This window comes from Streptomyces sp. NPDC043896 (assembly GCF_056435605.1).
In genome coordinates this window covers 1-23,844 of sequence record NZ_JBWKEE010000023.1, presented here as the reverse complement: position 1 = coordinate 23,844, position 23,844 = coordinate 1, and the positions used below count along the sequence as shown (strand labels likewise).

21 protein-coding genes and 1 pseudogene are annotated in these 23,844 nt (G+C 73.2%); 15 read left to right on the top strand and 7 right to left on the bottom strand.

The features are described from left to right. Window positions 1-4: 4 nt before the first annotated feature. Complete coding sequence (locus AC069X_RS28550) at window positions 5-544, top strand: arginine repressor (RefSeq protein ID WP_007263124.1); 540 nt, start codon at window positions 5-7, stop codon at window positions 542-544. A 22-nt stretch (window positions 545-566) separates the two neighbouring features. Here the strand turns inward: AC069X_RS28550 and AC069X_RS28545 are convergent, their stop codons facing one another. Next, complete coding sequence (locus AC069X_RS28545) at window positions 567-1,253, bottom strand: L,D-transpeptidase family protein (protein WP_478733056.1); 687 nt, start codon at window positions 1,251-1,253, stop codon at window positions 567-569. Window positions 1,254-1,314: 61 nt separating this feature from the next. Next, window positions 1,315-2,763 (bottom strand): hypothetical protein, encoded by a 1,449-nt coding sequence (locus tag AC069X_RS28540; protein WP_478732866.1) that lies wholly within the window; start codon window positions 2,761-2,763, stop codon window positions 1,315-1,317. Window positions 2,764-3,027: 264 nt separating this feature from the next. Between AC069X_RS28540 and argH the strand changes: the two genes are divergently transcribed. Beyond that, entirely contained in the window at window positions 3,028-4,455 is a 1,428-nt protein-coding gene (gene argH, locus AC069X_RS28535) for an argininosuccinate lyase (RefSeq protein ID WP_478732864.1), read from the top strand. Window positions 4,456-4,520: 65 nt separating this feature from the next. Here argH and AC069X_RS28530 read toward each other — a convergent pair whose 3' ends face one another. Then, on the bottom strand, window positions 4,521-4,940 hold the full coding sequence (locus AC069X_RS28530; RefSeq protein WP_478732862.1) for a hypothetical protein: 420 nt from the start codon (window positions 4,938-4,940) through the stop codon (window positions 4,521-4,523). A gap of 189 nt (window positions 4,941-5,129) precedes the next feature. Continuing rightward, entirely contained in the window at window positions 5,130-5,636 is a 507-nt protein-coding gene (locus AC069X_RS28525; protein WP_478732860.1) for an HAD domain-containing protein, read from the bottom strand. A gap of 116 nt (window positions 5,637-5,752) precedes the next feature. Between AC069X_RS28525 and AC069X_RS28520 the strand changes: the two genes are divergently transcribed. The 3 genes from AC069X_RS28520 to AC069X_RS28510 all read left to right on the top strand — a co-directional run bounded on the left by AC069X_RS28520 (window position 5,753) and on the right by AC069X_RS28510 (window position 9,399). After that, window positions 5,753-6,301, top strand: a complete 549-nt coding sequence (locus AC069X_RS28520; protein ID WP_478732858.1) for a TetR/AcrR family transcriptional regulator — start codon at window positions 5,753-5,755, stop codon at window positions 6,299-6,301. After that, a complete protein-coding gene (locus AC069X_RS28515; RefSeq protein ID WP_478732856.1) occupies window positions 6,301-7,845 on the top strand; it encodes an MFS transporter in 1,545 nt (514 codons plus the stop codon). The genes AC069X_RS28520 and AC069X_RS28515 overlap by 1 nt, the downstream gene beginning before the upstream one ends. Before the next feature lie 78 nt (window positions 7,846-7,923). Next, window positions 7,924-9,399, top strand: a complete 1,476-nt coding sequence (locus AC069X_RS28510) for a membrane-associated oxidoreductase (RefSeq protein ID WP_478732855.1) — start codon at window positions 7,924-7,926, stop codon at window positions 9,397-9,399. Between the two features lie 12 nt (window positions 9,400-9,411). Here the strand turns inward: AC069X_RS28510 and AC069X_RS28505 are convergent, their stop codons facing one another. Then, complete coding sequence (locus AC069X_RS28505; RefSeq protein WP_478732853.1) at window positions 9,412-10,041, bottom strand: lysophospholipid acyltransferase family protein; 630 nt, start codon at window positions 10,039-10,041, stop codon at window positions 9,412-9,414. Between the two features lie 303 nt (window positions 10,042-10,344). Between AC069X_RS28505 and AC069X_RS28500 the strand changes: the two genes are divergently transcribed. The 3 genes from AC069X_RS28500 to AC069X_RS28490 all read left to right on the top strand — a co-directional run bounded on the left by AC069X_RS28500 (window position 10,345) and on the right by AC069X_RS28490 (window position 12,674). After that, a complete protein-coding gene (locus AC069X_RS28500; protein WP_478732851.1) occupies window positions 10,345-11,532 on the top strand; it encodes a glycerophosphodiester phosphodiesterase in 1,188 nt (395 codons plus the stop codon). A 73-nt stretch (window positions 11,533-11,605) separates the two neighbouring features. Beyond that, window positions 11,606-12,133, top strand: coding sequence for a sigma-70 family RNA polymerase sigma factor (locus tag AC069X_RS28495; protein ID WP_478732849.1), 528 nt, complete (start codon window positions 11,606-11,608; stop codon window positions 12,131-12,133). Window positions 12,134-12,170: 37 nt separating this feature from the next. Further along, entirely contained in the window at window positions 12,171-12,674 is a 504-nt protein-coding gene (locus AC069X_RS28490; protein WP_478732847.1) for a GNAT family N-acetyltransferase, read from the top strand. Window positions 12,675-12,758: 84 nt separating this feature from the next. On the opposite strand, the gene AC069X_RS28485 is transcribed toward AC069X_RS28490, so the two are convergent. Together AC069X_RS28485 and AC069X_RS28480 are read right to left on the bottom strand one after the other, a co-directional pair. Beyond that, a complete protein-coding gene (locus tag AC069X_RS28485) occupies window positions 12,759-13,175 on the bottom strand; it encodes a hypothetical protein (RefSeq protein ID WP_478732845.1) in 417 nt (138 codons plus the stop codon). After that, complete coding sequence (locus AC069X_RS28480) at window positions 13,168-13,536, bottom strand: hypothetical protein (RefSeq protein ID WP_478732843.1); 369 nt, start codon at window positions 13,534-13,536, stop codon at window positions 13,168-13,170. Before AC069X_RS28480 ends, AC069X_RS28485 begins: the two co-directional genes overlap by 8 nt. Window positions 13,537-13,604: 68 nt before the next feature. Here AC069X_RS28480 and AC069X_RS28475 point away from each other — a divergent pair, with 68 nt between their 5' ends. The 7 genes and pseudogenes from AC069X_RS28475 (at window position 13,605) to cobT (ending at window position 23,579) form a co-directional block, all read left to right on the top strand. Then, entirely contained in the window at window positions 13,605-14,258 is a 654-nt protein-coding gene (locus tag AC069X_RS28475; RefSeq protein WP_478732842.1) for an HAD-IA family hydrolase, read from the top strand. 395 nt (window positions 14,259-14,653) lie between these two features. Then, entirely contained in the window at window positions 14,654-15,709 is a 1,056-nt protein-coding gene (locus tag AC069X_RS28470) for a methionine ABC transporter ATP-binding protein (protein ID WP_478732840.1), read from the top strand. Further along, a complete protein-coding gene (locus AC069X_RS28465; RefSeq protein WP_478732838.1) occupies window positions 15,706-16,374 on the top strand; it encodes a methionine ABC transporter permease in 669 nt (222 codons plus the stop codon). Before AC069X_RS28470 ends, AC069X_RS28465 begins: the two co-directional genes overlap by 4 nt. A gap of 97 nt (window positions 16,375-16,471) precedes the next feature. Then, window positions 16,472-17,338 carry a MetQ/NlpA family ABC transporter substrate-binding protein gene (locus tag AC069X_RS28460; RefSeq protein WP_478732836.1) on the top strand — a complete coding sequence of 289 codons (867 nt, stop codon included), beginning with the start codon at window positions 16,472-16,474 and terminating at the stop codon, window positions 17,336-17,338. A gap of 229 nt (window positions 17,339-17,567) precedes the next feature. Further along, window positions 17,568-18,179: pseudogene (locus tag AC069X_RS28455) on the top strand (GNAT family N-acetyltransferase); the annotation flags it as partial. Window positions 18,180-18,493: 314 nt separating this feature from the next. Then, entirely contained in the window at window positions 18,494-19,711 is a 1,218-nt protein-coding gene (cbiE, locus tag AC069X_RS28450) for a precorrin-6y C5,15-methyltransferase (decarboxylating) subunit CbiE (RefSeq protein WP_478732834.1), read from the top strand. A 253-nt stretch (window positions 19,712-19,964) separates the two neighbouring features. Beyond that, entirely contained in the window at window positions 19,965-23,579 is a 3,615-nt protein-coding gene (gene cobT, locus AC069X_RS28445) for a nicotinate-nucleotide--dimethylbenzimidazole phosphoribosyltransferase (RefSeq protein WP_478732832.1), read from the top strand. Window positions 23,580-23,844 lie beyond the last annotated feature (265 nt).

The following is a 23,844-nucleotide window of genomic DNA, read 5'->3' as shown; positions in this document are numbered from 1 at the left end:
GACGATGAGCCAGGCGCAGGAACCCGAGCAGAACGGCGGCCCCTCCGTTCCGCAGACCCGCACCGCCCGCCACCGCCGGATCGTGGACATCCTCAACCGGCAGCCGGTCCGCTCCCAGAGCCAGCTGGCCAAACTGCTCGCCGACGACGGGCTGAGCGTCACCCAGGCGACGCTCTCCCGCGACCTCGACGAGCTGGGCGCGGTCAAGATCCGCAACACCGGAGGCGAGCTGATCTACGCGGTCCCCAGCGAGGGCGGCTTCCGCACCCCGCAGGCACCGCTCGGCGAATCGGCCAAGGAGGAGCGCATGCGGCGCCTCTCCGGAGAACTGCTGATCTCGGCGGAGGCCTCCGCGAACCTCGTGGTCCTGCGCACCCCGCCGGGCGCGGCCCAGTTCCTCGCCTCGGCGATCGACCAGGCCGAACTGCACGCGATCCTCGGCACCATCGCCGGCGACGACACCCTCATGCTCATCAGCCGCGACCCGGCCGGCGGCCAGGCCCTGGCGGACCACCTCCTGCGCCTGGCGCAGAAGGAGGGCTGAGGCGGCGGGCCGGGGGCGGCGCTCAGTACCGGGTCACCGCCAGGGGGCCGGTCTCCGTGCCGATCGCGATGTGCGGGTGGCGGCGCGGGTTCGCCCAGCGCAGCAGCTCGCGCATCGCGCCGCGGGGGACGGAGACGCAGCCGGCCGTCGCGCCCTCGCCGTCCACGTGCAGGAAGATGCCCGCACCCCGGCCGCGTACCGGCCGCTCGTAGTTGAAGCCGATGACCAGGGCGTACGCGTACTGCCGCGCGTACGTCACCAGGTGCTCGGCCTCGCCCGGCGCGCAGTCGGCGGCCAGCGGCTCGGTCCAGCGGTTGTAGGCGGCCGAGGCGTTGTCCTGGCACCACCACGAACGGTCCGTCACCCGCCGGTAGGCGTACTCCGTTCCGGCGGGCGGGCGGGCGATGCCGAAGGCGTACGGCAGCTCGAACAGGCCCGTCGGGGTGGTGTCCGTGCCCTGGACCCGGGTCCCGCCCTCGGTCAGGCCGTTCGCCCCGAACCGGGCGGGCGCGCTGCCCGCCTCGAACCAGCGGCCCGCCCGCCGGTCCCACCAGGTCAGCACCCCCGTCGTGGAACCGGGCGCCGGGGCGACGGCGGTGATCAGCTGGCTGCCGCCGCCGGTGTCGGCGAGCCGGGCGGGCAGCGGGCCGGGGCCGTACGGGAGGAGCCCGGCGAGGATCAGCGAGCCCGTGAGCAGGGCGGTACGCAGCACACGTCAGACCGTACGGCCGGCCGGGGCGGCCGCCCCGCAGGCAGGCCGTGGCGGGGTGTCACAGCAGCCGCATCCGGTGGACGTCCAGGTTCCGGGCCACCCGCGCCAGCAGCTCGCCGAGCTCCGCCCGGTGCGCCTCCCCTTCGTCGAGGGTGCTGAGCCAGTTCCAGTTCATCACCGTGCTGCGCGCGTACAGGCGCGGGCCCGGGTCGGGGTGCGTCAGCATCGCGACGGAGGCCCGCAGTTCGGCGCTCCCGCCCCGGCCGCGCAGCAGCCGGAACGCGGCCCTGCGGGTGTGCGGGGGCCACTCGGTGCCGGTACGCGCGGCCAGCGCGGCGGAGTCCAGCCGTCCGGTCACCCGGAGCAGGGACAGCGCGGCCTCCCGGGCCACCGACGCGGAGGGGTCCTCCAGCAGCGCGAGCAGGACCGCGTCCTCGACGGCGAGGCCCAGCCGGCGCAGGGCGCCCAGGGCGGCGGCCCGTACCGCACCGTCGGGGTGGTCCAGCAGGGCGTGCAGCAGCGGCCCGTCGGCCTGTCCGGCCACCTCCCGGAAGCCCGCCACCGCGTAGCCGGTCACCCGCTGCCGGTCCGTGACGAGCGCCAGGTAGTGCGGGTACGGGTCGCCGCCGTCCCGGCCCAGCAGCCACCGGGCGCAGGCCCGGACCCGGCCGGACCGGTCCGCGAGGTGGTCCACGGCTTCGGCCGCCCGCCCGGCCCGGCGCAGCGCGGTGACCCCGGCGGCCCGCACCGGCGCGAAGCGGGAGCCGAGCAGGGCGTCGACCGCCCCGTCGTCCGGCCCGTCGGCGGCCATCGCCGCGAGCGCGGCGTCGGTCCACATCCGGGCCGTCACCGGGTCGGGCTCGGTCGCGGCCCGCCGGGCCGCTTCCCGTACGCCGAACCGCCCGGCGGCGAGGGTGACACGGGCGGCGAACCGGCGGGTCGTCAGCTCCCCCTCCCCGCGCAGCCGCTCCAGCAGGCCGTCACGCTGAGCGGGCGTCAGCGCGTTCCAGCTCCAGGTGGTGCAGGGCCGGCCGGGGCGCCACCAGGCGGCGAGCAGGGAGTAGCGGCCGGACAGGGCCGCCTCCAGCTGCTCCACCGCCCAGCCGCCGTGCTCGCGGCCGCCCAGCCGCAGGACGAACGGGGTGAGGTGGATCAGGACGTCGGCGGGGTACTTGGCCACCGCCCTGCCCAGGACCCGGCGGGCGCGGTCGCGGACCTGCGGGACCCGGTCGGCGCACCGGATCAGGACGAGCGGCAGCGGCGGGTTCCGCCAGGCGGCGAGCGAGGCCATGCGCACCCGCCCGTCCGGGTGGCACAGCCGGGCCTCCAGCCGGCGATCGTCGCCCGCCCCGGGGGAGCGCAGGATCCGGCGCACCTCCTCGTCGAAGGCGATCCACGCGTCCGGGCCGTTCCCGGCGAGCTCGGCCGCGACCGGTGAGGTGTTGCCCCGCAGCAGTGCCCGGGCCACATTGCGACCCCGCGACGCGTTGTCGGCCGCGCTCCACATGTGTGCCCTCCCCGGATCGGTCGCGCCCGATCGTAGGCGGCCGGGGGGCGGGGCCGCTCCCGATATACGGGCTGGTGAACGCGGCACACCGGACCTCGATTGACGAAACATACGGAGCAATGCATAGTTATGCCAACGCTGCGGCCGGTCAGACGGCGCGTCGCGTCGCGCCGTGAATCGTTTGACGCTGTACCGAGACGGCCTCCCCGCTTCCTGCGCGGCGGGGAGACCGTCGCACCACCACCCTCATGAGGAGCAGTAGCTGTGAGCAGCAACACCGGTGACGTCCGGCTCTGGGGCGGCCGCTTCGCCGACGGCCCTTCCGAGGCCCTCGCGAAGCTGTCCGCGTCGGTCCACTTCGACTGGCGGCTGGCGCCGTACGACATCGCCGGCTCGCGTGCCCACGCCCGCGTCCTCGCGAAGGCGGGGCTGCTCACGGCCGAGGAACTCGACCGCATGATCGCGGGCCTCGACCGGCTGGAGACCGACGTCGCCGACGGCTCCTTCACCGGAACCATCGCCGACGAGGACGTGCACACCGCCCTGGAGCGCGGCCTGCTGGAGCGCCTCGGCCCCGACCTCGGCGGCAAGCTGCGCGCCGGCCGCTCCCGCAACGACCAGGTGGCGACCCTCTTCCGGATGTACCTGCGCGACCACGCGCGGATCATCGGCGGGCTGGTCGCCGACCTCCAGGACGCGCTGGTCGGCCTCGCCGAGGCGCACCCGGACGTGGCGATGCCGGGCCGGACGCACCTCCAGCACGCGCAGCCCGTCCTGTTCGCCCACCACGTCCTGGCCCACGTGCAGTCCCTGTCCCGGGACGCGGAGCGGCTGCGGCAGTGGGACACCCGCACGGCGGTCTCCCCGTACGGTTCGGGTGCCCTGGCGGGCTCCTCGCTCGGCCTGGACCCGGAGGCGGTCGCCGCCGACCTGGGCTTCGAGCGGGGCTCGGTCGGCAACTCGATCGACGGCACGGCCTCCCGCGACTTCGTCGCCGAGTTCGCCTTCGTCACCGCGATGATCGGGATCAACCTCTCCCGGATCGCCGAGGAGATCATCCTGTGGAACACGAAGGAGTTCTCCTTCGTCACCCTCCACGACGCCTTCTCCACCGGCTCGTCGATCATGCCGCAGAAGAAGAATCCGGACATCGCGGAGCTGGCGCGCGGCAAGTCGGGCCGTCTCATCGGCAACCTGACCGGCCTGCTGGCCACCCTGAAGGCGCTGCCCCTGGCCTACAACCGGGACCTCCAGGAGGACAAGGAGCCGGTGTTCGACTCCTGCGACACCCTCGAAGTCCTGCTGCCGGCCTTCACCGGGATGATGGCCACCCTCACGGTCAACCGGGAGCGGATGGAGGAACTGGCTCCGGCCGGCTTCTCGCTCGCCACCGACATCGCCGAGTGGCTGGTGAAGCAGGGGGTGCCCTTCCGGGTCGCGCACGAGGTGGCCGGCGAGTGCGTCAAGGAGTGCGAGGCGCTGGGGATCGAGCTGGACGAGCTCACGGACGAGCAGTTCGCGAAGATCTCGGAGCACCTGACCCCCGAGGTCCGCACCGTCCTCAACGTGCCCGGGGCCCTGGCCTCCCGCAACGGGCGCGGCGGCACCGCCCCGTCGGCGGTCGCGGTCCAGCTCACCGAGCTGAAGGCCGACCTGGTCATCCAGCACGCCTGGGCGGCCCACAAGCAGTAGCCCGCGGGGCGTGAAGGGGCGGCGGGGACCACACCGGTCCCCGCCGCCCCTTCGTCATCGGGTGATCAGCAGACGACCGTGACGGAGAACGGCCGGTCGCTGTCCACGGCCGCGCTGCCGCCGGCGGACGGCGTGGCGGTGCGGATGAAGAGGGTGTTCCCGTTCACCTGGCCGACCAGGATGGAGGAGCTGCCGGGGCCGGGGTCGTTCCCGCCGTTGGTGTTGATGGTGCCGAGCAGGGCGCACCCGCCCAGTCCGGAGGCCGTGGTGATGTTGTAGCGGCCGATGCCGAACTTGTTGATGCCGGTGATGCCCTGGCCGCCGAGGACCTGGCCGCCGGCGGAGACCTTCGCCCACGCCGTGGTGGTGGCCATGGAGTGGGACGCGGCCGCCGGTTCCGCCGAGGCCGAGGACACGGCGACCGCGCCGCCGATCGTCAGTGCCAGCGCCGCCGCAGCGAACGTGAGCTTCCTGGACGCGTTCATGTCTGTCTCCCTGCTGCCTGCAAGTGGATGTATCCGTGCAGGTGGCCCACCCCGGGCAAGGGCTCACCGGGGAGGACTCTCCTCCTGCGCGCACCCTCCGCAGAAGGCCCGGGGGCGACAGTCACTCCAAATGATCAAGATGCGCATCAACGCCGCGAATGCGGGGAGTAGTCATCGAATGACGTTCCGTCACAGCGCGGCGGCCCAGTCCGCGAGCGCGTCGAAGTCCGCCCGGGTCAGGCCGATCCGCTCGTCCACGCGCATCAGCAGGGCGTGCGCCGGGTGGTACCGGTCCACGTACTCGCGGTCCATGGCCGTGATGTCGTCGTCGATCCAGGCGAAGGGCCGCGGGCCGGCGTAGTCGAGGACGTACTGCGTCTTCCAGAAGGTGCCGCGCGGGGCGCGCCCGTGCATCACGGGCCAGTCGATGAAGGGCAGCCGCGGCAGCCCCAGGTGGGGGCCTATCCAGTCGTTCGCCTCGTCCTTCCAGGTGGTGGCCCAGACGAGGTCGTACGCGTCCGCCAGCGCGAGCAGCTCCGCCCCGTGGCCGTGGTTCAGCCAGACCCGCAGCGGCTTGCCCTCGGTGAAGCCGGTGGGCCGCATCCGGTGGGTGCTGTAGCCCGCCGGGCGGCGCTGGGCCTTGGCGGCGTAGGGGTTCAGGGGGCCGTCGACGTCCATCAGCAGCAGTGGCTTCATGCCTCAAGCCTTTCTCTCGTGCCGCCCGCCGGGCAGCCGGTTTTTTTCGATCGGGGTGTGGCTCGATCTCACCCATAGATGAGACAGCCGCGTCTCATTCGGGGTATGGTTGTCTCATGGCCATGGATCGTGACCAGGTGCTCCGCGACGCGGCGGCCCTGCTCTCCCGCAAATCGACCGCCACGATGGACGAGGTCGCCCGCGCCGCAGGCATCGGCCGCGCGACCCTCCACCGGCACTTCGCCGGGCGTGACGCCCTCGTACGCGCCCTGGAGGACCTCGGCATCCGGGAGTTCGAAGGCGCCTTCGACCGGGCCCGCCTCGACGAGGGCACGGCCGTGGAGGCCCTCAGGCGCCTGGTCGCCGAGACCGAGCCCAACGCCCAGCTGCTGGCCTTCCTCGTCACCGAGAACCAGCTCTTCGAAGGCGACGAGGTCAACGAGGGCTGGGCCCGCCTCGACGCCCGGGTCAACGCGCTCTTCAAACGCGGCCAGCACGAGGGCGACATCCGTATCGACCTGAGCCCCGCATGGCTCACCGAGGCCCTCTACGGCCTCGTCGGCAGCTGCGCCTGGGCCGTCATGGACGGCCGCGTCGCGGCCAAGGACTTCCAGTACATGATCACCGAGTTGCTGCTCGGTGGCGCCAGACGGAGTGTGGAGTGATGACCCGAACCGAACAGCTGAACCGGCGGACGGAGACGGAGGGCAAGAGCAGGGGGCGCTGGCTCGCACTCTCCGTGCTCGTCCTGGCCGTCCTGCTGGTCGCGGTCGACGCCACCGTACTCGGCCTCGCGACCCCCTCCCTCAGCGAGGACCTCAAGCCGTCCGGCACCCAGCTGCTGTGGATCGGCGACATCTACTCCTTCGTCATCGCCGGCCTGCTCGTCTCCATGGGCTCCCTCGGCGACCGGATAGGCCGCAAGAGGCTCCTCCTCACCGGAGCCGCCGCCTTCGGCGCCGTCTCGGTCCTGAACGCCTACGCGACCAGCCCCGAGATGATGATCGTCGCCCGCGCCCTGCTCGGCGTCGCCGGCGCCACCCTGATGCCCTCCACCCTCGCGCTGATCCGCAACATCTTCCACGACCCGCGCGAACGCAGCCTCGCCATCGGCATCTGGGGTGCCACCGCCTCCGCCGGCGCGGCCGTCGGACCCGTCGTCGGCGGAGCCCTGCTCCAGCACTTCTGGTGGGGCTCGGTCTTCCTCATCAACCTCCCGGTGATGATCGTCCTGGTCCTCGTCGGCATCCGGCTGCTGCCCGAGTCCAAGAACCCCGTCGCGGGCCCCTGGGACCTGCTCAGCGTCGCCCTGTCCCTCGTCGGCGTCATCGGCGTCGTCTACGCCGTCAAGGAAGTGGCCACCCACGGCCCCACCCCGGGTGTCTGGATCGCCGCCACCCTCGGCGCCGCCTGCCTCTACGCCTTCGTACGCCGCCAGTTCGCCCTGGCGTCCCCGCTGCTCGACATGCGGCTCTTCCGGCACCGCGGCTTCTCCGGTGCCGTCCTCGCCGACCTCCTGACCGTTTTCGGCCTCTCCGGGCTCGTCTTCTTCCTCTCCCAGTTCTTCCAGCTGGTCCAGGGCCGCGACCCCCTGGAGGCGGGCCTGGCCGAACTGCCCGCCGCCGTCGGCGCGGTCGTCACCGGCCTGGTCGCGGGCAAGTACGCCCGCCGCTACTCCGTACGCGTCATCGTCACCGGCGGCCTCGCCGCCATCGGCCTGGCCCTCGCCGCGCTCACCGTGATCCACCGCGAGACCGGATACCCGCTGCTCGGCGCCGCCCTGCTCGTCGTCGGCCTCGGCGCCGGATTCTCCTTCACCGTCACCGCCGACGTCATCCTCTCCAGCGTCCCCAAGGAACAGGCCGGCTCCGCCTCCGCCGTCTCCGAGACCGCCTACGAACTCGGCGCCGCCCTCGGCATCGCCCTGCTCGGCTCCGTCGTCACCGGCGTCTACCAGGGCTTCACCGCCCCGGCCTCGGTCCCCGCCCCAGTGGCCGACGCCGCCCACGAATCCCTCGGCGGCGCCGTGGAGGCCGCCCGCACCCTCGACCCGCAGGCCGCCCAGACCATGGTCGGCGCGGCCCAGGAGGCCTTCGTCGACGGCCTGCGACTGGCCTCCGGCGTCGGCGCGGCCGTCCTGCTGGCCACCGCCGCGGCCGCCTGGTTCCTGCTCAAGGGCCAGGCGCTCCAGGAGGGCGTCGAGCACTGACGCACCGCCAGCCGGTGGTGTCCCGGAGCGACTTCGCGGAATTGACAGTCCGCCGAAGCCCGGGACACCATCCCGGCGATGGAGATCAACGACCTGACCCCGGCCGAACGCCGCGTCGTCGACGCCTTCCCGCGCGGCGAGGCGGTCGACTTCCGCGAGGACCCCGACGAGACCTCCCACGACGGAGCCGCCTGGGGTCCCGGACGCACCGTCCGCGCCGAAGTGCTGCGCAACCTCCTCGTCGGAGGCACGGCCGACGAGGGCCACGTCGCCGGCATCAAGCTCTACGGCGCGAGGATCACCGGCAAGCTCGACCTCAAGTACGCGGTCGTCGACCACCCCATCCGCATGCGGTCCTGCTGGTTCGAACGCAAACCCATGATGTACGGCGCCCAGCTGCGCGCCCTCGTCCTCGGCGACTCCACCCTGCCCGGCCTGACCGCAGCCACCGTGCGCGTCGAGATCGTGCTCAGGCTCTCCCACTGCCGCATCGACGGCCCCGTCCGGCTCGCCGGCGCGAAGATCGAGGGCGGCCTCTTCCTCCAGGGCGCCGTCATCCGCCAGGGCAGCCTGCCCGACGAGGCCGACGAGCCGCCGCTCCAGCTCAACCACGCCGAGATAGGCACGGACATCATGGCCGACGGACTCACCGTCCACGGCCAGTTCCGCATCAACGGAGCCGGCGTCGCCGGCCAGATCAGCCTCGACGACGCCCGGCTCGTCAACCCCGGCGGCATCGCCCTGCACGCCGAGACCCTGACCGTCGGCAGCGACGTACGCGGCCACCGGCTGCACGCCGAGGGCATGGTCAACCTCACCGGCGCCCGCATCCCCGGCCAGGTCATACTGACCCGCGCACGCCTCTCCAACCCCGGCGCCGTGGCCCTGCGCGCCAGCTCGGCGGTCATAGGGGAGCTCTGGCTGCGCAAGGCCCCCGCCATCGACGGCATCGTCAACCTGCGCCGCAGCCAGGTCGACCTGCTCTGGGCCGAACCGTCCGTCTGGCCGCCCCTGGTCCGCACCGACGGGCTCAGCTACCGGCTCCTGCACCCCCACCTGCCCGCCGAGGAGCGGCTGCCGCTGCTGGAACGGGAGGAGGACGGCTACCTGCCGTACGCCTACGAGCAGCTGGCCGCCGCCTACCGCACCGTCGGCGACGAGGCCGGCGCCCGCACCGCCCAGCTGGCCAAACTCCGCCGCCACCGGCGCACCCAGCCCCGGCACAGCCGCCTCTGGGGCCTGCTCCAGGACGCCACCGTCGGCTACGGCTTCCGGCCCCTGCGCGCGGCGGCATGGCTGCTCGCGCTGACGGTCACCGGGACCGTCGCCTACGCGCTGGCACCGCCCCGGGCCCTGAAGGCGGGGGAGGCGCCCGAGTTCAACCCGCTCTTCTACACCCTCGACCTGATGCTGCCGATCATCGGCTTCGGGCAGGAGGGAGCCTTCGCCCCGGCCGGCTGGTACCAGTGGCTGTCGTACCTGCTGATCGTGACCGGCTGGGTCCTCGCCACCACCACGGCGGCGGGCGTCAGCCGGTCACTGCGGCGCCAGTGAGCGCGCGGGGGATCAGGCCGCCTTCGCCTTGGTCGCGTACATGTCCACGTACTCCTGGCCCGACAGCCGCATGACCTCGGCCATCACCGAGTCCGTCACCGCGCGCAGCACGTAGCGGTCGCGGTCCATGCCCTCGTAGCGGGAGAACTCCATCGGCTCGCCGAAGCGGATGGTGACCCGGCCCGGGCGCGGCATGCCCGCACCGCCCGGCTGGAGCTTGTCCGTGCCGATCATCGCGAACGGGACCACCGGGGCGCCCGTCATCAGGGTCAGGCGCGCGATGCCCGTCCGGCCGCGGTAGAGCCGGCCGTCGGGGGAGCGGGTGCCCTCGGGGTAGATCCCGAAGATCTTGCCCTCCTCCAGGATCCGGCGGCCCGTCATCAGCGCGGCCACCCCGCCGTTCGCGCCGTCCCGGTCCACCGGGATCATGCCGGCGCCGGTGAAGAACCACGCCATCAGACGGCCCTTGAGCCCCTTGCCCGTCACGTACTCGTCCTTGCCGATGAAGTGGACCGTACGGTCACAGACCAGCGGAAGGATCATCGAGTCGATGAAGGTGAGGTGATTGCCCGCCAGGATCACCGGACCCGTGCCCGGGATGTTGTCGAGCCCCTCCACCTTGGTGCGGAACATCAGGCGCATGACCGGTCCGACAGTGGCTTTGATGAGCGCGGTACGGAACAACGTGAGCCCTCCGGCATCGAAAAGCGGCTTTCGCACCACACGGCGGTAGTGCAGGTGAGGACGATACTCGCGGGTCACCCCTGATCGCACATCGGGTTCACGCACTGGATACCCGGTGTTGACACACGTTTCCGCCATGTTCCGGCGGAGCCCACCCCCGCGACACCCCCTCCTGCCTACCATCGCCTCGCCCGTCCGGGCCGCCACGCCCCCCGGAGATCCCGGGGCCGCGGGCCCGTTCCAGAACGAGGAGTGGCACTGATGACACAGGGTGGGGCAGCGCGGCGCACGGTCCTGGGAGCGGCCGTACTGGCGGCCGGAACCGGCATCACCGGACTGACGGCGGGAACCGCCGCCGCGGCCGACGACAGCGCCGGACCGGGATCCGAATCCCGCCACGGCGACCGCGGCGGCTACCGGGACCTGCCCGTCCCGCTGGTGATCGGCCACCGGGGCGCCAGCGGCTACCGCCCCGAGCACACCCTCGGCTCCTACCAGCTGGCCCTCGACCTCGGCGCCGACGTCATCGAGCAGGACCTCGTCCCCACCAAGGACGGCCACCTCGTCTGCCGCCACGAGAACGAGATAGGCGGCACCACCGACGTCGCCGACCACCCCGAGTTCACCGCCCGGCGCACCACCAAGACCGTGGACGGCGTCTCCGTCACCGGCTGGTTCACCGAGGACTTCACCCTCGCCGAGCTGAAGACCCTGCGCGCGAAGGAACGCATCCCCGCCGTCCGCCAGCGCAACACCCTCTACGACGGCCGCTGGGCCGTCCCCACCTTCGAAGAGGTGCTGCGCTGGGCCAACCGCGAGGGCCGGCTGCGCGACAAGCGGATCTGGCTGCACGTCGAGACCAAGCACCCCACCTACTTCCGCGGACTGGGCCTCGGCCTGGAAGAGCCCCTCGCCCGGCTGCTGCGCCGCCACGGGCGCGACGGACGCGACGCCGCCGTCTTCCTCCAGTCCTTCGAGCCCTCCAGCATCCAGCGGCTCTCCCGCCTGGTGTCCGCCCCGCGCGTGGTGCTGCTCTCGGCGGCCGGCACCCGGCCCTGGGACTTCGAGGTGGCCAAGGACCCCCGCACGGTCGCCGACCTGGTCAAGCCCGAAGGGCTCAAGTGGATCGCCGGCTTCGCCCAGGGCATCGGCCCCACCCTAGACCTCGTCGTACCGCGCGACGCGGCCGGCAAGCTGGGCACCCCGACCACCCTCGTGCGCGACGCCCACGCCCAGGGGCTGGTGCTGCACCCCTACACCGCGCGCAACGAGAACAGCTTCCTGCCGGCCGAATACCGCAAGGGCACCGACCCCGCCGCCTACGGGGACGCCTTCGGCGCCTTCCGCAGGTACTTCGAACTGGGCATCGACGGCATCTTCACCGACCACCCCGACACCGGACTCCTCGCGGCCGAGGACTTCCGCCCCGGCCGCGGCGTCAACCGCTAGGCCACCGGCCCCGAACGGGTGGGCCGGGCCCGGCCGGGAAACCGCCCGGCCCGGCACCCGCGTCCCGCCCGGCATGGACCTGATACAGGAACCCGACCTGCTCAAGGAACTGGGCCCGCTGCTCTCCGCCGAGGCGGCCGCGGAGGCCCCGGCCGCCGGAGTGGAGGCCGCCGACCTGGAACAAGCCGTCTGGGTCCGGCTGCTGGAGCGCCCACGCGCCCCCGACCCCACCGGCCGGGCCCGCTGGCTGCGGCGCGCCGTGCGCGCCGAGGCCCGGGTGGCCCGGCGGCGGGCGCGGCGCGAGGTCCCGTACGGCGCGGCGCCGGTTCCCACCGCGGCGGCCGGGGCACCGGAGGACGTCCTGATGCACGGCGAGGAGAACCGGGCCCTCCGATCGGCGGTCGCCCGATTGCCCGGACGCTGCCCGGAGCTGCTCGCCGCACTTCTGTCGCCCAGGGACCTGACTTACCGTGAAATCGCAGGAGAGTTGGGTATCTCACAAGGAAGTTTGGGGCCGGTACGTTCCCGTTGCCTGGGATGTCTGCGCAGAATGCTGGCTGTCGAGGTTGCGGCTCCTGGCCCGTGGGGAAAGGAGCGGTAGACCGGAGAGCCACCAGGTGAGCGGGAGGCATGCGCACATGGGCATGAGCGTGACCATTTCGGCGGCGGCCGCCGAAGACGCCGAGCAGATCTTCAAGCTGCAGTATCTGGCGTTCCAGCGGGAGGCCGAGCTGTACGGCAACTACCTCATCCAGCCGCTCACCCAGTCCCTGGACTCCCTGAAGGCGGAGCTGGCCGCGGACACCGTCCTGGTGGCCCGGCTCGGCGACGAGGTGGTGGGCGCGGTGCGCGGCAGCGTCGGCGAGGACGGCACGGCGAGCATCGCCAAACTGTGCGTACATCCCCGGCTCCAGGGCCACGGCCTCGGCGCCCGGCTGCTGCGCGGGGTCGAGGAGGCCCTCGCCGGCAGCGCCGGCACGACCCGCTTCCGCCTGTACACCGGCCACAAGAGCGAGTCCAACCTGCGCCTCTACCGCAAGGCCGGCTACGCCCAGGTCGGCAACCGCACCGCCTCCGACGGCGTGCGGCTGGTGATCCTGGAGAAGGACGCCAAGGACTCCGACTACGCCGTCAGCGCGTAGGGGGCCCGTGCCGGGGGTGTTCCGCGCGACGGCGGGACGCCCCCGGACCGGTTCCAGGGCGTCAGGGCCTCGGGGCCGGACGGCTCAGCGCTTCGAGCGGAGCCAGAGCATCCCGGTGACCGGCAGGATCACCGGGATGAAGAGGTAGCCCATCCCGAACTCCGACCACACGGTCGTGTCGGGGAAGGCCTCGGGCCGTACCAGCGTCCAGGTCCCGACGGCCAGCACGCCCGCCAGTTCGACGCCGCAGCACACCAGCGCCGCCTTGCGCGCCTTCTCCCCGCCGCGCACCAGCGAGTACGTGATGAAGGCGTAGGCCACGGCCGCGGCCGCCGACAGCGAGTACGCCAGCGGGGCCCGGTCGAACTCGGTGGAGATCTGGTAGGCCGAGCGCGACACCGCTCCGACCACCATGACCCCGTACAGCCAGACCAGCAGCAGCCCCGGACCGGATACCAGTCGCCTGCGCCCGGCGGGCGGGGCGGTCGTCGTGTCAGGCACCTGCGGATCCCCAGATGTCGTAGAGGCGTACTTCCAGCACGGCGAGGACGACCGCGCCGGCGGCCACCGTCACCGATCCCCACTTGGTGCGCTCGGTCAGCGAGAGCATCCCGGCCGCCGGCACCGCCGCGAAGGCGCCCAGCAGATAGGCCACGAAGATCACCGTGCCCTGCTCGGGCTTCTCGCCCCGGCCCAGCTGGACCAGGCCGATCACCAGCTGGGCCAGGGCCAGCACCGTCACCACGGCCATGCCGATGAAGTGCCAGTCCTTGGTCGGCTGGTCCCGCCACGCGGCGTGGCCGCACCAGGCGGCGAGGGCGAGGGCGGCCGCGCCGAGGGCGACCGTCAGGGCGTCGAGCATGCAGCGAGGGTATTACGGGCCCAAAGACCCGATGCGCCCGCCCCTCGCCCCGGGCTTTCCTGGAAGGCATGAAGCTGCATGCCGAAGCCCTGCTGTTCGACAACGACGGCACGCTCGTGTCGTCGATGGAATCCGTGCACCGCTGCTGGACCCGCTGGGCCCGGGAGTACGGCCTGTCCGAGGAGGAGTTCGCCCGGGTCGAGCGGCACGGCCGCCCGGCCGCCGAGATCATCGCCGAACTGCTGCCCGAAGACGTACGGGCCGGCGCGCTGGCCCGCATCGAGGCCCTGGAGGTCGAGGACGTGCCCGGCGGCGTCGTCCTGCTGCCCGGCGTCAAGGAGCTGCTGAACGCCCTGCCCGCCGGCCGCTGGGCCGTGGTCACCTCCGCCACCCGCCCGCTGGCCGAGGCCCGGCTGCGCGAGGCGGGCATCGACTTCCCGGAGCTGGTGACCGCCGAGGACGTCACCCGCGGCAAGCCCGACCCGCAGCCGTTCCTGCTCGCCGCACGGCGCCTGGGTGTGGACCCGGCCCGCTGCGTGGTCTTCGAGGACGCCCCCGCCGGGCTGGCCGCCGGCCGGGCGGCCGGCATGCGGACCGTGGCCTTGGCCACAACGCACCCCGCCGCCGAGCTCGACGCGGACGTGGTCGTCAGGGACCTCTCGGCCGTGTCGGCACTGGTCAGCGGTGCCGGTGTCACGCTTGAGACGGACGATCGGAGCTGACCGTTGCCGTCCGGAATGCGGCCGGAATCCGTCCGCATTCCGGACGCCATTGATCGGTGAGTCGCCATGTCTGCTTTACTGGGGCACATGACCACGACGAGCAGCCGCACCCTTGCGACCGAGGCGACCATGACGCCCGGTGCTCGTTGTATGTGTCGAATGTGCGCCTTCTGAGGGCCCCTTCACGCAGTCTCGCGCCCCGAAGCGAGACCGGCCGAGCAACTCCGCCACGCCAGTCGGACGACACCGCCGACTGATCCCCGGTCCGGACCGCTCCTGCCCCGCGCACGCGTCGACACCATCGTTTTGTGACGGTTAGACCCGTATCGCGTCCCCAGATGTTTGCCCCGTGCACGGCATCCGCACCCCGTGCACTCGACAGCGACGGAAATCCTGTGATCACCACATCGGGCCTCACGAAGGTCTACCAGTCCCGTGGCCGCGAGGTCACCGCCCTGGACGGCGTCGACCTGCACGTCCGCGAGGGCGAGGTCTACGGAGTCATCGGCCAGAGCGGCGCCGGCAAGTCCTCCCTCATCCGCTGCGTGAACCTCCTGGAGCGCCCCACCAGCGGCACCGTGACCGTCGACGGCGTCGACCTCACCGCCCTCGCCGGCCGCGGCCGCCGCGCCGGCAAGGAGCTCCGCGAGGCCCGCAGCCGCATCGGCATGGTCTTCCAGCACTTCAACCTGCTGTCCTCGCGCACCGTCCAGGCCAACATCGAGCTGCCCCTGGAGATCCTCGGCGTCTCCGGCCGCGAGCGCTCCCGCAAGGCCCTGGAACTCCTCGACCTCGTCGGTCTCGCCGACAAGGCCAAGGCCTACCCCACCCAGCTCTCCGGCGGCCAGAAGCAGCGCGTCGGCATCGCCCGCGCCCTGGCCGGCGACCCCAAGGTGCTCCTCTCCGACGAGGCCACCAGCGCCCTCGACCCCGAGACCACCCGCTCCATCCTCCAGCTGCTGCGCGACCTCAACCGCCAGCTCGGCCTCACCGTCCTGCTCATCACCCACGAGATGGACGTGGTCAAGGCCGTCTGCGACTCCGCCGCACTCATGAAGCGGGGCCGGATCATCGAATCCGGCACCGTCGCCGAACTGCTCGCCACCCCCGGCTCCGAGCTCGCCGGCGAACTCTTCCCGGTCAGCGGCGCCGCCACCGGCCCCGACCGCACCGTCGTCGACGTCACCTTCCACGGCGAGGCCGCCACCCAGCCGGTCATCTCCCAGCTCTCGCGCACGTACAACATCGACATCTCGATCCTCGGCGCCGCCATGGACACCGTCGCAGGCCGCCAGATCGGCCGCATGCGCATCGAACTCCCCGGCCGCTACGAGGAGAACGTCGTGCCCGTCGGTTTCCTGCGCGAGCAGGGCCTCCAGGTCGACATCGTCGACGACGACTCCGACCTCGACTCCGAGATCGCCGCACTGGTCAAGGATGGTGCCAAGTGACCTGGTCCGAGATGCAGCCCCTGCTCACCCAGGGCACCTACGACACCCTCTACATGGTGCTGTGGTCCACCCTGGTGACCGTCCTCGGCGGACTGCCCGTCGGCATCCTCCTCGTCCTCACCGACAAGGGCGGCCTGCTGCAGAACCAGCCGCTCAACAAGGTCCTCGGCGTGATCGTGAACATAGGCCGCTCGCTGCCGTTCATCATCCTGCTGATCTTCCTGATCCCGGTCACCACCGCCGTCGTCGGCACCTTCATCGGCCCCACCGCCATGATCGTCCCGCTCGCCATCGGAGCCATCCCCTTCTTCGCCCGCCTCGTCGAGACCGCCGTCCGCGAGGTGGACCACGGCCTCGTCGAAGCCGTCGAGTCCATGGGCGGCGGCATCCCCACCCTCGTCGGCAAGGTCCTGCTCCCGCAGGCCCTGCCCTCCCTGGTCGCCGCCGTCACCACCACCGTGATCACCCTCGTCGGCTACTCCGCCATGGCCGGCGCCGTAGGCGGCGAAGGACTCGGCTCCAAGGCCATCACCTACGGCTTCCAGCGCTTCGAGACCGGCTTCATGTTCGCCACCGTCGCCGTCCTCATCGCCCTCGTCACGGTGATCCAGCTGATCGGCGACGGCGTGGTACGCGTCCTCGCGCGCCGCGGCCGGACAGCCTGAGACCCCCCCCAGACTTCCCCACCAAGGAAAGCCCGCACTTGTCGTGCTTGGGCCACCACCCCGCGAACACCCGCGAAAAGCAAGAAAGGCACTCTTCGTGCGCAAGAACACCAAGCTCACCGCCATCGCCGCCGCCTCCGCCGCGCTCGCCCTCGGCCTCACCGCCTGCGGCAGCTCCTCGGACCCGTCCACGGCCGCCAAGACCGACGGCGGCAAGGTCGACGAGAGCAAGCCGCTGGTCATCGCGGCCTCCCCGAGCCCGCACGCCGACATCCTCAACTTCGTCAAGGACAAGCTCGCGGCCAAGGACGGCCTCAAGCTGGAGGTGAAGGAGTTCACGGACTACGTCCTGCCCAACACCGCCACCGAGCAGGGCCAGGTCGACGGCAACTACTTCCAGCACAAGCCGTACCTCGACGACTTCAACAAGAAGAACGGCACGCACATCGTGCCCGTCGTGAACGTGCACCTGGAGCCCCTCGGCCTCTACTCCAAGAAGGTCAAGGCCCTCACGGACATCAAGCCCGGCCAGACCATCGCCGTCCCCAACGACACCACCAACGAGGGCCGCGCGCTCCAGCTGCTCGCCGCCAACAACCTGATCACCCTCAAGGACGGCGTCGGCACCAGCGCCAAGCTGTCCGACATCACCGACAAGAAGGGCCTGGAGTTCAAGGAGCTGGAGGCCGCCACGGTCCCGCGCGCCCTGAACGACGTCGACGCCGCCGTCATCAACGGCAACTACGCCCTCGAAGCCAAGCTCTCGCCCGCCAAGGACGCCCTCGTCCTGGAGAAGGCCGACGGCAACCCCTACGCCAACTTCCTGGCGGTCAAGGAAGGCAACCAGAACGACCCGCGCATCCAGAAGCTCGCCAAGCTCCTGAACTCCGACGAGGTCAAGAAGTTCATCGAGGAGAAGTACCAGGGCTCGGTCATCCCGGCCTTCGGCACCCCCGCCGCCTGACCCGGGACCGCCTGACAGGCGCCGGACCCCCGGCCCCGCGCACCCCTTCGGGCGCGCGGGGCCGCGGCCTGCCCGGGCTCCGCCCCGGGTCTGCCCGGGGTCTGCCCGCTTCCGGGCAGCCCGGCCCTGCACATCACCCGGCCCATGCTGCATGCTGTGGCCTACGACCCGCACAAACGGTCCCGCACCAGTGGTCCCGTACGAACGGTCCCGCCCCACGGTCCCAGGCATGGAGCTGCGCATGACTACCACCTTCCCGGACGTCACCATCAGCACGGACCGGCTGGTGCTGCGCCCCTTCGAGGAGGACGACGTCACCGCGCTCGCCGAGATGATGAACGACGAGCACGTCACCGCCTGGACCTCGGTACCGCACCCCTACACCCACGCCGACGCCCACGCCTGGGCCACCGTCCTCTCCCACGCCGAACGCACCGAGGGCCGCGGCATCGTCTTCGCCGTCACCGAGTTCCTCACCCAGCGCCTCGTGGGCATCGTCCACCTCCGGAACACCAGCTGGCGCACCCGCACCACCGAAGTCGGCTACGTCACCGCCCCCTGGGCCCGCGGCGAGGGATACGCCAGCGAATCCGTCCTTGCCGTCGCCCAATGGCTCCTGCGCGACCAGGCCTTCGAAAGACTCGAACTGCGCACCGCCGCCGGGAACACCGCCTCCCAGCAGGTGGCGCAGAAGATCGGTTGCATCAGCGAAGGCGTCCTGCGCAACGTGGCGATAGTCCGCACCCAGACGGCCGACGGCGGCTGGACCGAGACCCGCACCGACCTCATCGTCTGGAGCCTGGTCCCCGAGGACCTCGACGACGCCGACGAGTACGACGCCTACGACGCGTACGAGAGCCACCACACCTGCCCCGCCCCCGCCGGACGCCCCGGCCACGACGCCGGCCGGGCGGAAGGCCACGGCGACGGCCACGGGAACGGTTACGGGAACAGCCACGGCGACGGTCACGGGGAAGACCGCCTCCTGCGCCTCGGCGCCGACGCGCACGGCTGCCCCGTCGGCGCCGACCGGCACTGACCCGATGACCAGGTAGTCTCACCGTGTCCCCCTGACGAGGCCGAAGACGCCCACGACGCCGCCCGGACGCGGCCGAAGACGCCTCCCCCGCCCCCCACCCCAGGAGACCGACGACGATGGCCGACCGGGTCACGGTGATCGGCTGGGACGGCTCCCCCCTGACCGCGGCCGCCCGCTCCGCGCTCTCCGCCGCCACCCTCGTGGCCGGAGCCGCCCACCACCTCGCGCTCCCCGAAGTCCCGCCCGGCGCGGAACGCATCCGCCTCGGCAGCCTCGGCCTCGCCGCCCGCCGCATCGCCGGCCACCGCGGCACCGCCGTCGTCCTCGCCGACGGCGACCCCGGCTTCTTCGGCGTCGTACGCACCCTGCGCGCACCCGAACACGGCCTCGAAGTCGAGGTCGTCCCCGCCGTCTCCGCCGTCGCCGCCGCCTTCGCCCGCGCCGGAATGCCCTGGGACGACGCCCAGGTCGTCGTCGCCCACCCCCGCACCCTGCGCCGCGCCGTCAACGTCTGCCGCGCCCACCCCAAGGTCGCCGTCCTCACCTCGCCCGGCGCCGGCCCCGTCGAACTCGCCCTGCTGCTCGAAGGGATCCACCGCACCTTCGTCATCTGCGAGGAACTCGGCACCGACCGCGAACGCGTCACCGTCCTCACCTCCGACGCCGCCGCCGACCACAGCTGGCGCGACCCCAACGTCGTCATCGTCATCGGCGGAGCCGGACACACCGCCGCCGCGGACCCCGGCTGGCTCCTCGGCCAGAACCCCGGCCTCGCCCCCGCACGTGGCTGGGCCCGGCCCCGGCCCGCCGCCGACGGACCCCGGCCGGGGGAGGGGGAGTCCGCCCAACTGCGCGCCGCACAGCTCGCCCGGCTCGGCCCCCGCACCGGAGACCTCGTCTGGGACATCGGCGCCGGCTCCGGAGCCCTCGCCGTGGACGCCGCCGCCTTCGGCGCCGCCGTCATCGCCGTCGACGCCGACCCGCGCGCGTGCGAACGCGTAACGGCCGCCGCCCGCAGGCGCGGTGTCCAGATCCAGGTCGTCGCGGGCCGCGCCCCCCACGCCCTGGAGAACCTGCCCGAACCCGACGTCGTCCGCGTCGGCGGCGGCGGGCCCGCCGTCGTCGCCGCCGTCGCCGAACGGCGCCCCGAACGGATCGTCAGCCACGCCTCCACGCGCGACGAGGCCGAGGCCATGGGACGCACCCTCACCGAGCACGGGTACGCCGTCGAATGCGCGTTGCTCCAGTCCGTCGGCCTCGACACCCGGACCTGGGCGGAACAGGAGCGTTCCGTGGTGTTCCTGCTGGCAGGCGAACGCCCCGTGAACCGCTGACGCGGAGCCCGGGGTAGGCTGGCCGATCGTCGTACCGCCCCTGGTGGACGCGCGACGTGGCGCAGTCCACAGCGGACCGTGCCGGTTTCCGGCCGACACGGCGGCCTACGAGCGCGACAATGCTCAGGAGTTGTTGTGCGTGCGTACGCGAGGCGTCGCACCGCGCGACGACCCCGCACGGCAAAGTCCGCACGGCGGGCCCTGAGGGCGACCGGGCGATCGAAGAGGCAACACCGATGGGCGAGGGGTACGCATGACTGACACCGGCCAGGTCCCGGGCGAGGGTCACCCGGACAACACGGGCATGGTGGATCAGCCGGGCAGTCCCGCTCCGGTCCCCCCGATGCCGCCCCTGCCCCCGATGCCGCCGCAGGCCCCGGCCGGCTACGCCTTCCAGGACCTCGTGGACGACCCGTCCGAGGCCGAGGACGAGGAACTCCTGCTGATGCCGAGCGGCCACGGCCAGGGCTCCTGGAGCGACCCGCAGGTGGTCCCCCCGGTCCCCGCCTTTCCCGGCGAATTCCCGGCCGAGCCCGGATACACCGAGTACCCGCAGCCCGCCGCCCCCGGCTACCCCGAGCCCGGACACCTCGGCTTCCAGGAGCAGGGCTACCCCGGCCCCGAGGCCTTCCCGGTGCCCGGGCAGCCCGTTCCGGGTCAGCCCCTCCCCGGCTTCCCGGAGGCCGGTTTCCCCGAGGGTGGTTTCCCCGCTCCCGGCGCCGTTCCCGGACCCGGCCCCGGCGCCTTCGCGGAACCCGTCGCGTACAGCGCGGGCGCACACGAGACCGGCGGCCGCGACTCCGGCTCCCTGGACCTCGGCGGCCTCGTCGTCCCGCCGGCCGCCGCACAGGTGCCGCCCGCCGCCGGCGTGATGCCGCCGCGCCGGCCGCTGCACATGGGCCCGCCCGTCCCCGACGCCACCGGGGGAGTCGTACGCTCCCTCGCCGACCGGGGTCCGGCCGCCGCGCCCGCCGCGCAGGTGCCGCCGATGGTGCCGGGCGTGCAGGTCGTCCCTGGTGTCCAGGCCGTCCCCGGGGTGCAGGTCGTCCCCGGGGTGCCCCAGGCCGCCGCCGGTGTGGAGCAGGCCCCCGGTGTGGAGCAGGCAGCTCCGGTCGAACAGGCAGCTCCGGTCGAACAGGCCGTTGCCACCGAGCCCGTCGCGCCCGTGGAGCAGGCCGTAGCCGCCGAGCCCGTCGCGCCCGTGGAGCAGGCCGTTGCCGCCGAGCCGGTCGCGGCCGGGGAGCAGACAGCCGTGCCGGCGGAGCCGGTGGTGGCGGAGGCCGTGGCCGTCGCCCCGGAGGCCGCCGTGGCGGAGCCGGCCGTGGCGGAGCCCGCCGTGGCCGTCGATGGCGTGGCCGTCGCGCCGGAGGCCCTTGCGGCGGAGCCCGTCGTGGTGCTGGCGCCCGAGGTGGCCGCCGCCATCCAGGCCGCCCAGGCCGCCGAAGCCGCCCAGGCCGCCGCCGCGCAGGCTCCCGAAGCCGCCGCTCCGGCCGCCGAGCAGGCCCCCGAGCCCGTACCCGCCCCCGAGCCCGTCGCGGTCGACCCCGCCGCCGCTGCCGCGCCCGGCCCCGAGTACCTGGACCTGGGTCCCGCCGCGCCGCAGACCGGCGAGGTCCCGCCGCAGGCCGGTACCCCGTGGACGGTCGAGCCGGTCGACCCCGCGGCCGTCGCCGCCCCCGCCGCGGCCGCAGCGGAGGCCGTCCCCGCCGCCGCCGAGGAGGCCCCGACGGCCCCCGAGGCCGCCGTCGCCCCGGTGCCCGCCGCCGAGGCCACTGGGGCCCCTGAGGCGCCCGAGGCCGCAGTTCCCGCCGCCGACACCCCGGCCGAGCCCGCGCCGGAGGCCTCCGAGACCGCGCCCGCCGCCGAAGCGGGGCCCGAGGCGCCGGAGGCCCCGGCGGAGCCCGCGCAGGCCGCCGAGGCGCCCGCCGCCGAGCCGCAGGGTCCGGCCGGGGGCGTCGAGCCGGCCTCCGCGGAAACGGTGGTCCAGGCCGAAGCACCCGCCGAGACGCCTGCCGAGACCGAGACCGAGGCCGCGCCCGAGGGCGTCGAGCCCGCCGCCGAGCCCGCCGCCGAAGCCGCTCCGGCCGAAGCCGAGTCCGAGTCCGAGGCCGAGCCCGTCCCGGCGGAGCCCGTCGGCGAGCCGGCCCCCGGATACGCCGACGCCGAGCGCGAGGCCGTCCTGCGCGTGATGCGCGAGCGCCGCGACATCCGCAAGGGCTTCCGTACCGACCCCATCCCGCACGAGGTGCTGCTGCGCGTCCTGGAGGCGGCCCACACCGCGCCCAGCGTCGGCCACTCGCAGCCCTGGGACTTCGTCGTCATCCGCTCCGCCGAGACCCGCCGGACGATGCACGAGCTCGCCCAGAAGCAGCGCGAGGCGTACGCCAAGTCGCTGCCCAAGGGCCGGGCCAAGCAGTTCAAGGAACTGAAGATCGAGGCCATCCTCGACACCCCCGTGAACATCGTCGTCACCGCCGACCCCACCCGCGGCGGCCGCCACACCCTCGGCCGGCACACCCAGCCGCAGATGGCCCCGTACTCCTCCGCCCTCGCCGTCGAGAACCTCTGGCTCGCCGCGCGCGCCGAAGGCCTCGGCGTGGGCTGGGTCAGCTTCTTCGACGAGCGCGAGATGGTCCGCGCGCTGGGGCTCCCCGAGCACCTGGAGGTCGTCGCCTACCTGTGCGTCGGGTACGTGGACGAGTTCCCGGAGGAGCCGGAGCTGATGCAGGCGGGCTGGTCGCAGCGCCGTCCGCTGGCCTGGGTCGTCCACGAGGAGACGTACGGCCGCCGCGCGCTGCCGGGCGAGGCCCCGCACGACCTGCTCTCCGAGACGGTCGCCAGCATCCGCCCGCTCGACGCGAAGGCGCTCGGCGAGGCCTGGGAGCGCCAGAAGCGCATGACGAAGCCGGCGGGCGCGCTCGGCATGCTGGAGATCATCTCCGCGCAGCTGTCCGGCCTGTCGCGGGTCTGCCCGCCGCCGATCCCGGAGCCGGCCGCCGTCGCGATCTTCGCCGGTGACCACGGTGTCCACGCCCAGGGCGTCACCCCGTGGCCCCAGGAGGTCACCACGCAGATGGTGGCCAACTTCCTGGGCGGCGGGGCCGTCTGCAACGCCTTCGCCAACCAGGTCGGCGCCGAGGTCTGCGTCATCGACGTGGGTGTGAAGGGCGACCTCCCCGCCACCCCGGGCCTGCTCCCGCGCAAGGTCCGCCCCGGTACGGACGACCTCTCCGTCGGCCCCGCGATGAGCCGCGAGGAGGCCGTCGCGGCCATCGAGGTCGGCATCGAGACGGCGCGCGATCTCGTCGCGGCGGGCAACAAGGCGCTGCTGACCGGCGAGATGGGCATCGCGAACACCACGGTGTCGGCCGCGCTGATCTCCGTCTTCACGGGGGTCGACCCGGCGGAGGTCACCGGTCGCGGTACCGGCATCAACGACGAGACGCACGCCCGGAAGGTCGACGTCGTACGCCGCGCCCTGGAGCTCCACCAGCCCGACCCGAACGACCCGATCGGGGTCCTGGCGGCCATCGGCGGCCTGGAGCACGCGGCGATCGTCGGCCTGCTCCTGGGCGGCGCATCCCTGCGCACCCCGGTCATCCTGGACGGCGTCAGCGCCGGCGCGGCCGCCCTGGTGGCCCGCGCCATCGCCCCCGAAGCCCTGTCGGCCTGCATCGCGGGCCACCGCAGCGCGGAACCGGGCCACGTGGCCGCCCTGAACAAGCTCGGCCTGCGCCCCCTGGTCGACCTGGACCTCCGCCTCGGCGAAGGCACGGGCGCCCTCCTGGCGCTCCCCCTGGTGCAGAGCGCGGCCCGCGCGATGCACGAGGTGGCCACGTTCGACGCGGCGGGCGTGACGGAGAAGTAACCCCGGCTCAGCCCCCGCCCCATGGGTGGCGGGGGCTTTGTCGTACGTACCTTGCGGCGCGGGCCGGCCATCTCCCCCTCGACCCCCCGGGCCCGGCCGGTGGTTGCCCACCCGCCCCCTCGTCTGTGGGCCGGGGGGCGGGGGGCGGTAGCCCCTTGGGCCGTCTCAGGGAGGTGCTGGGGGTTTCCCGTCAGTCCCATCGTCCTTCCGGTTCGTGCCGGCCTGTCAAGGGCGCTCCCTTCGGTCGCGTCACTTCGTGATCGCC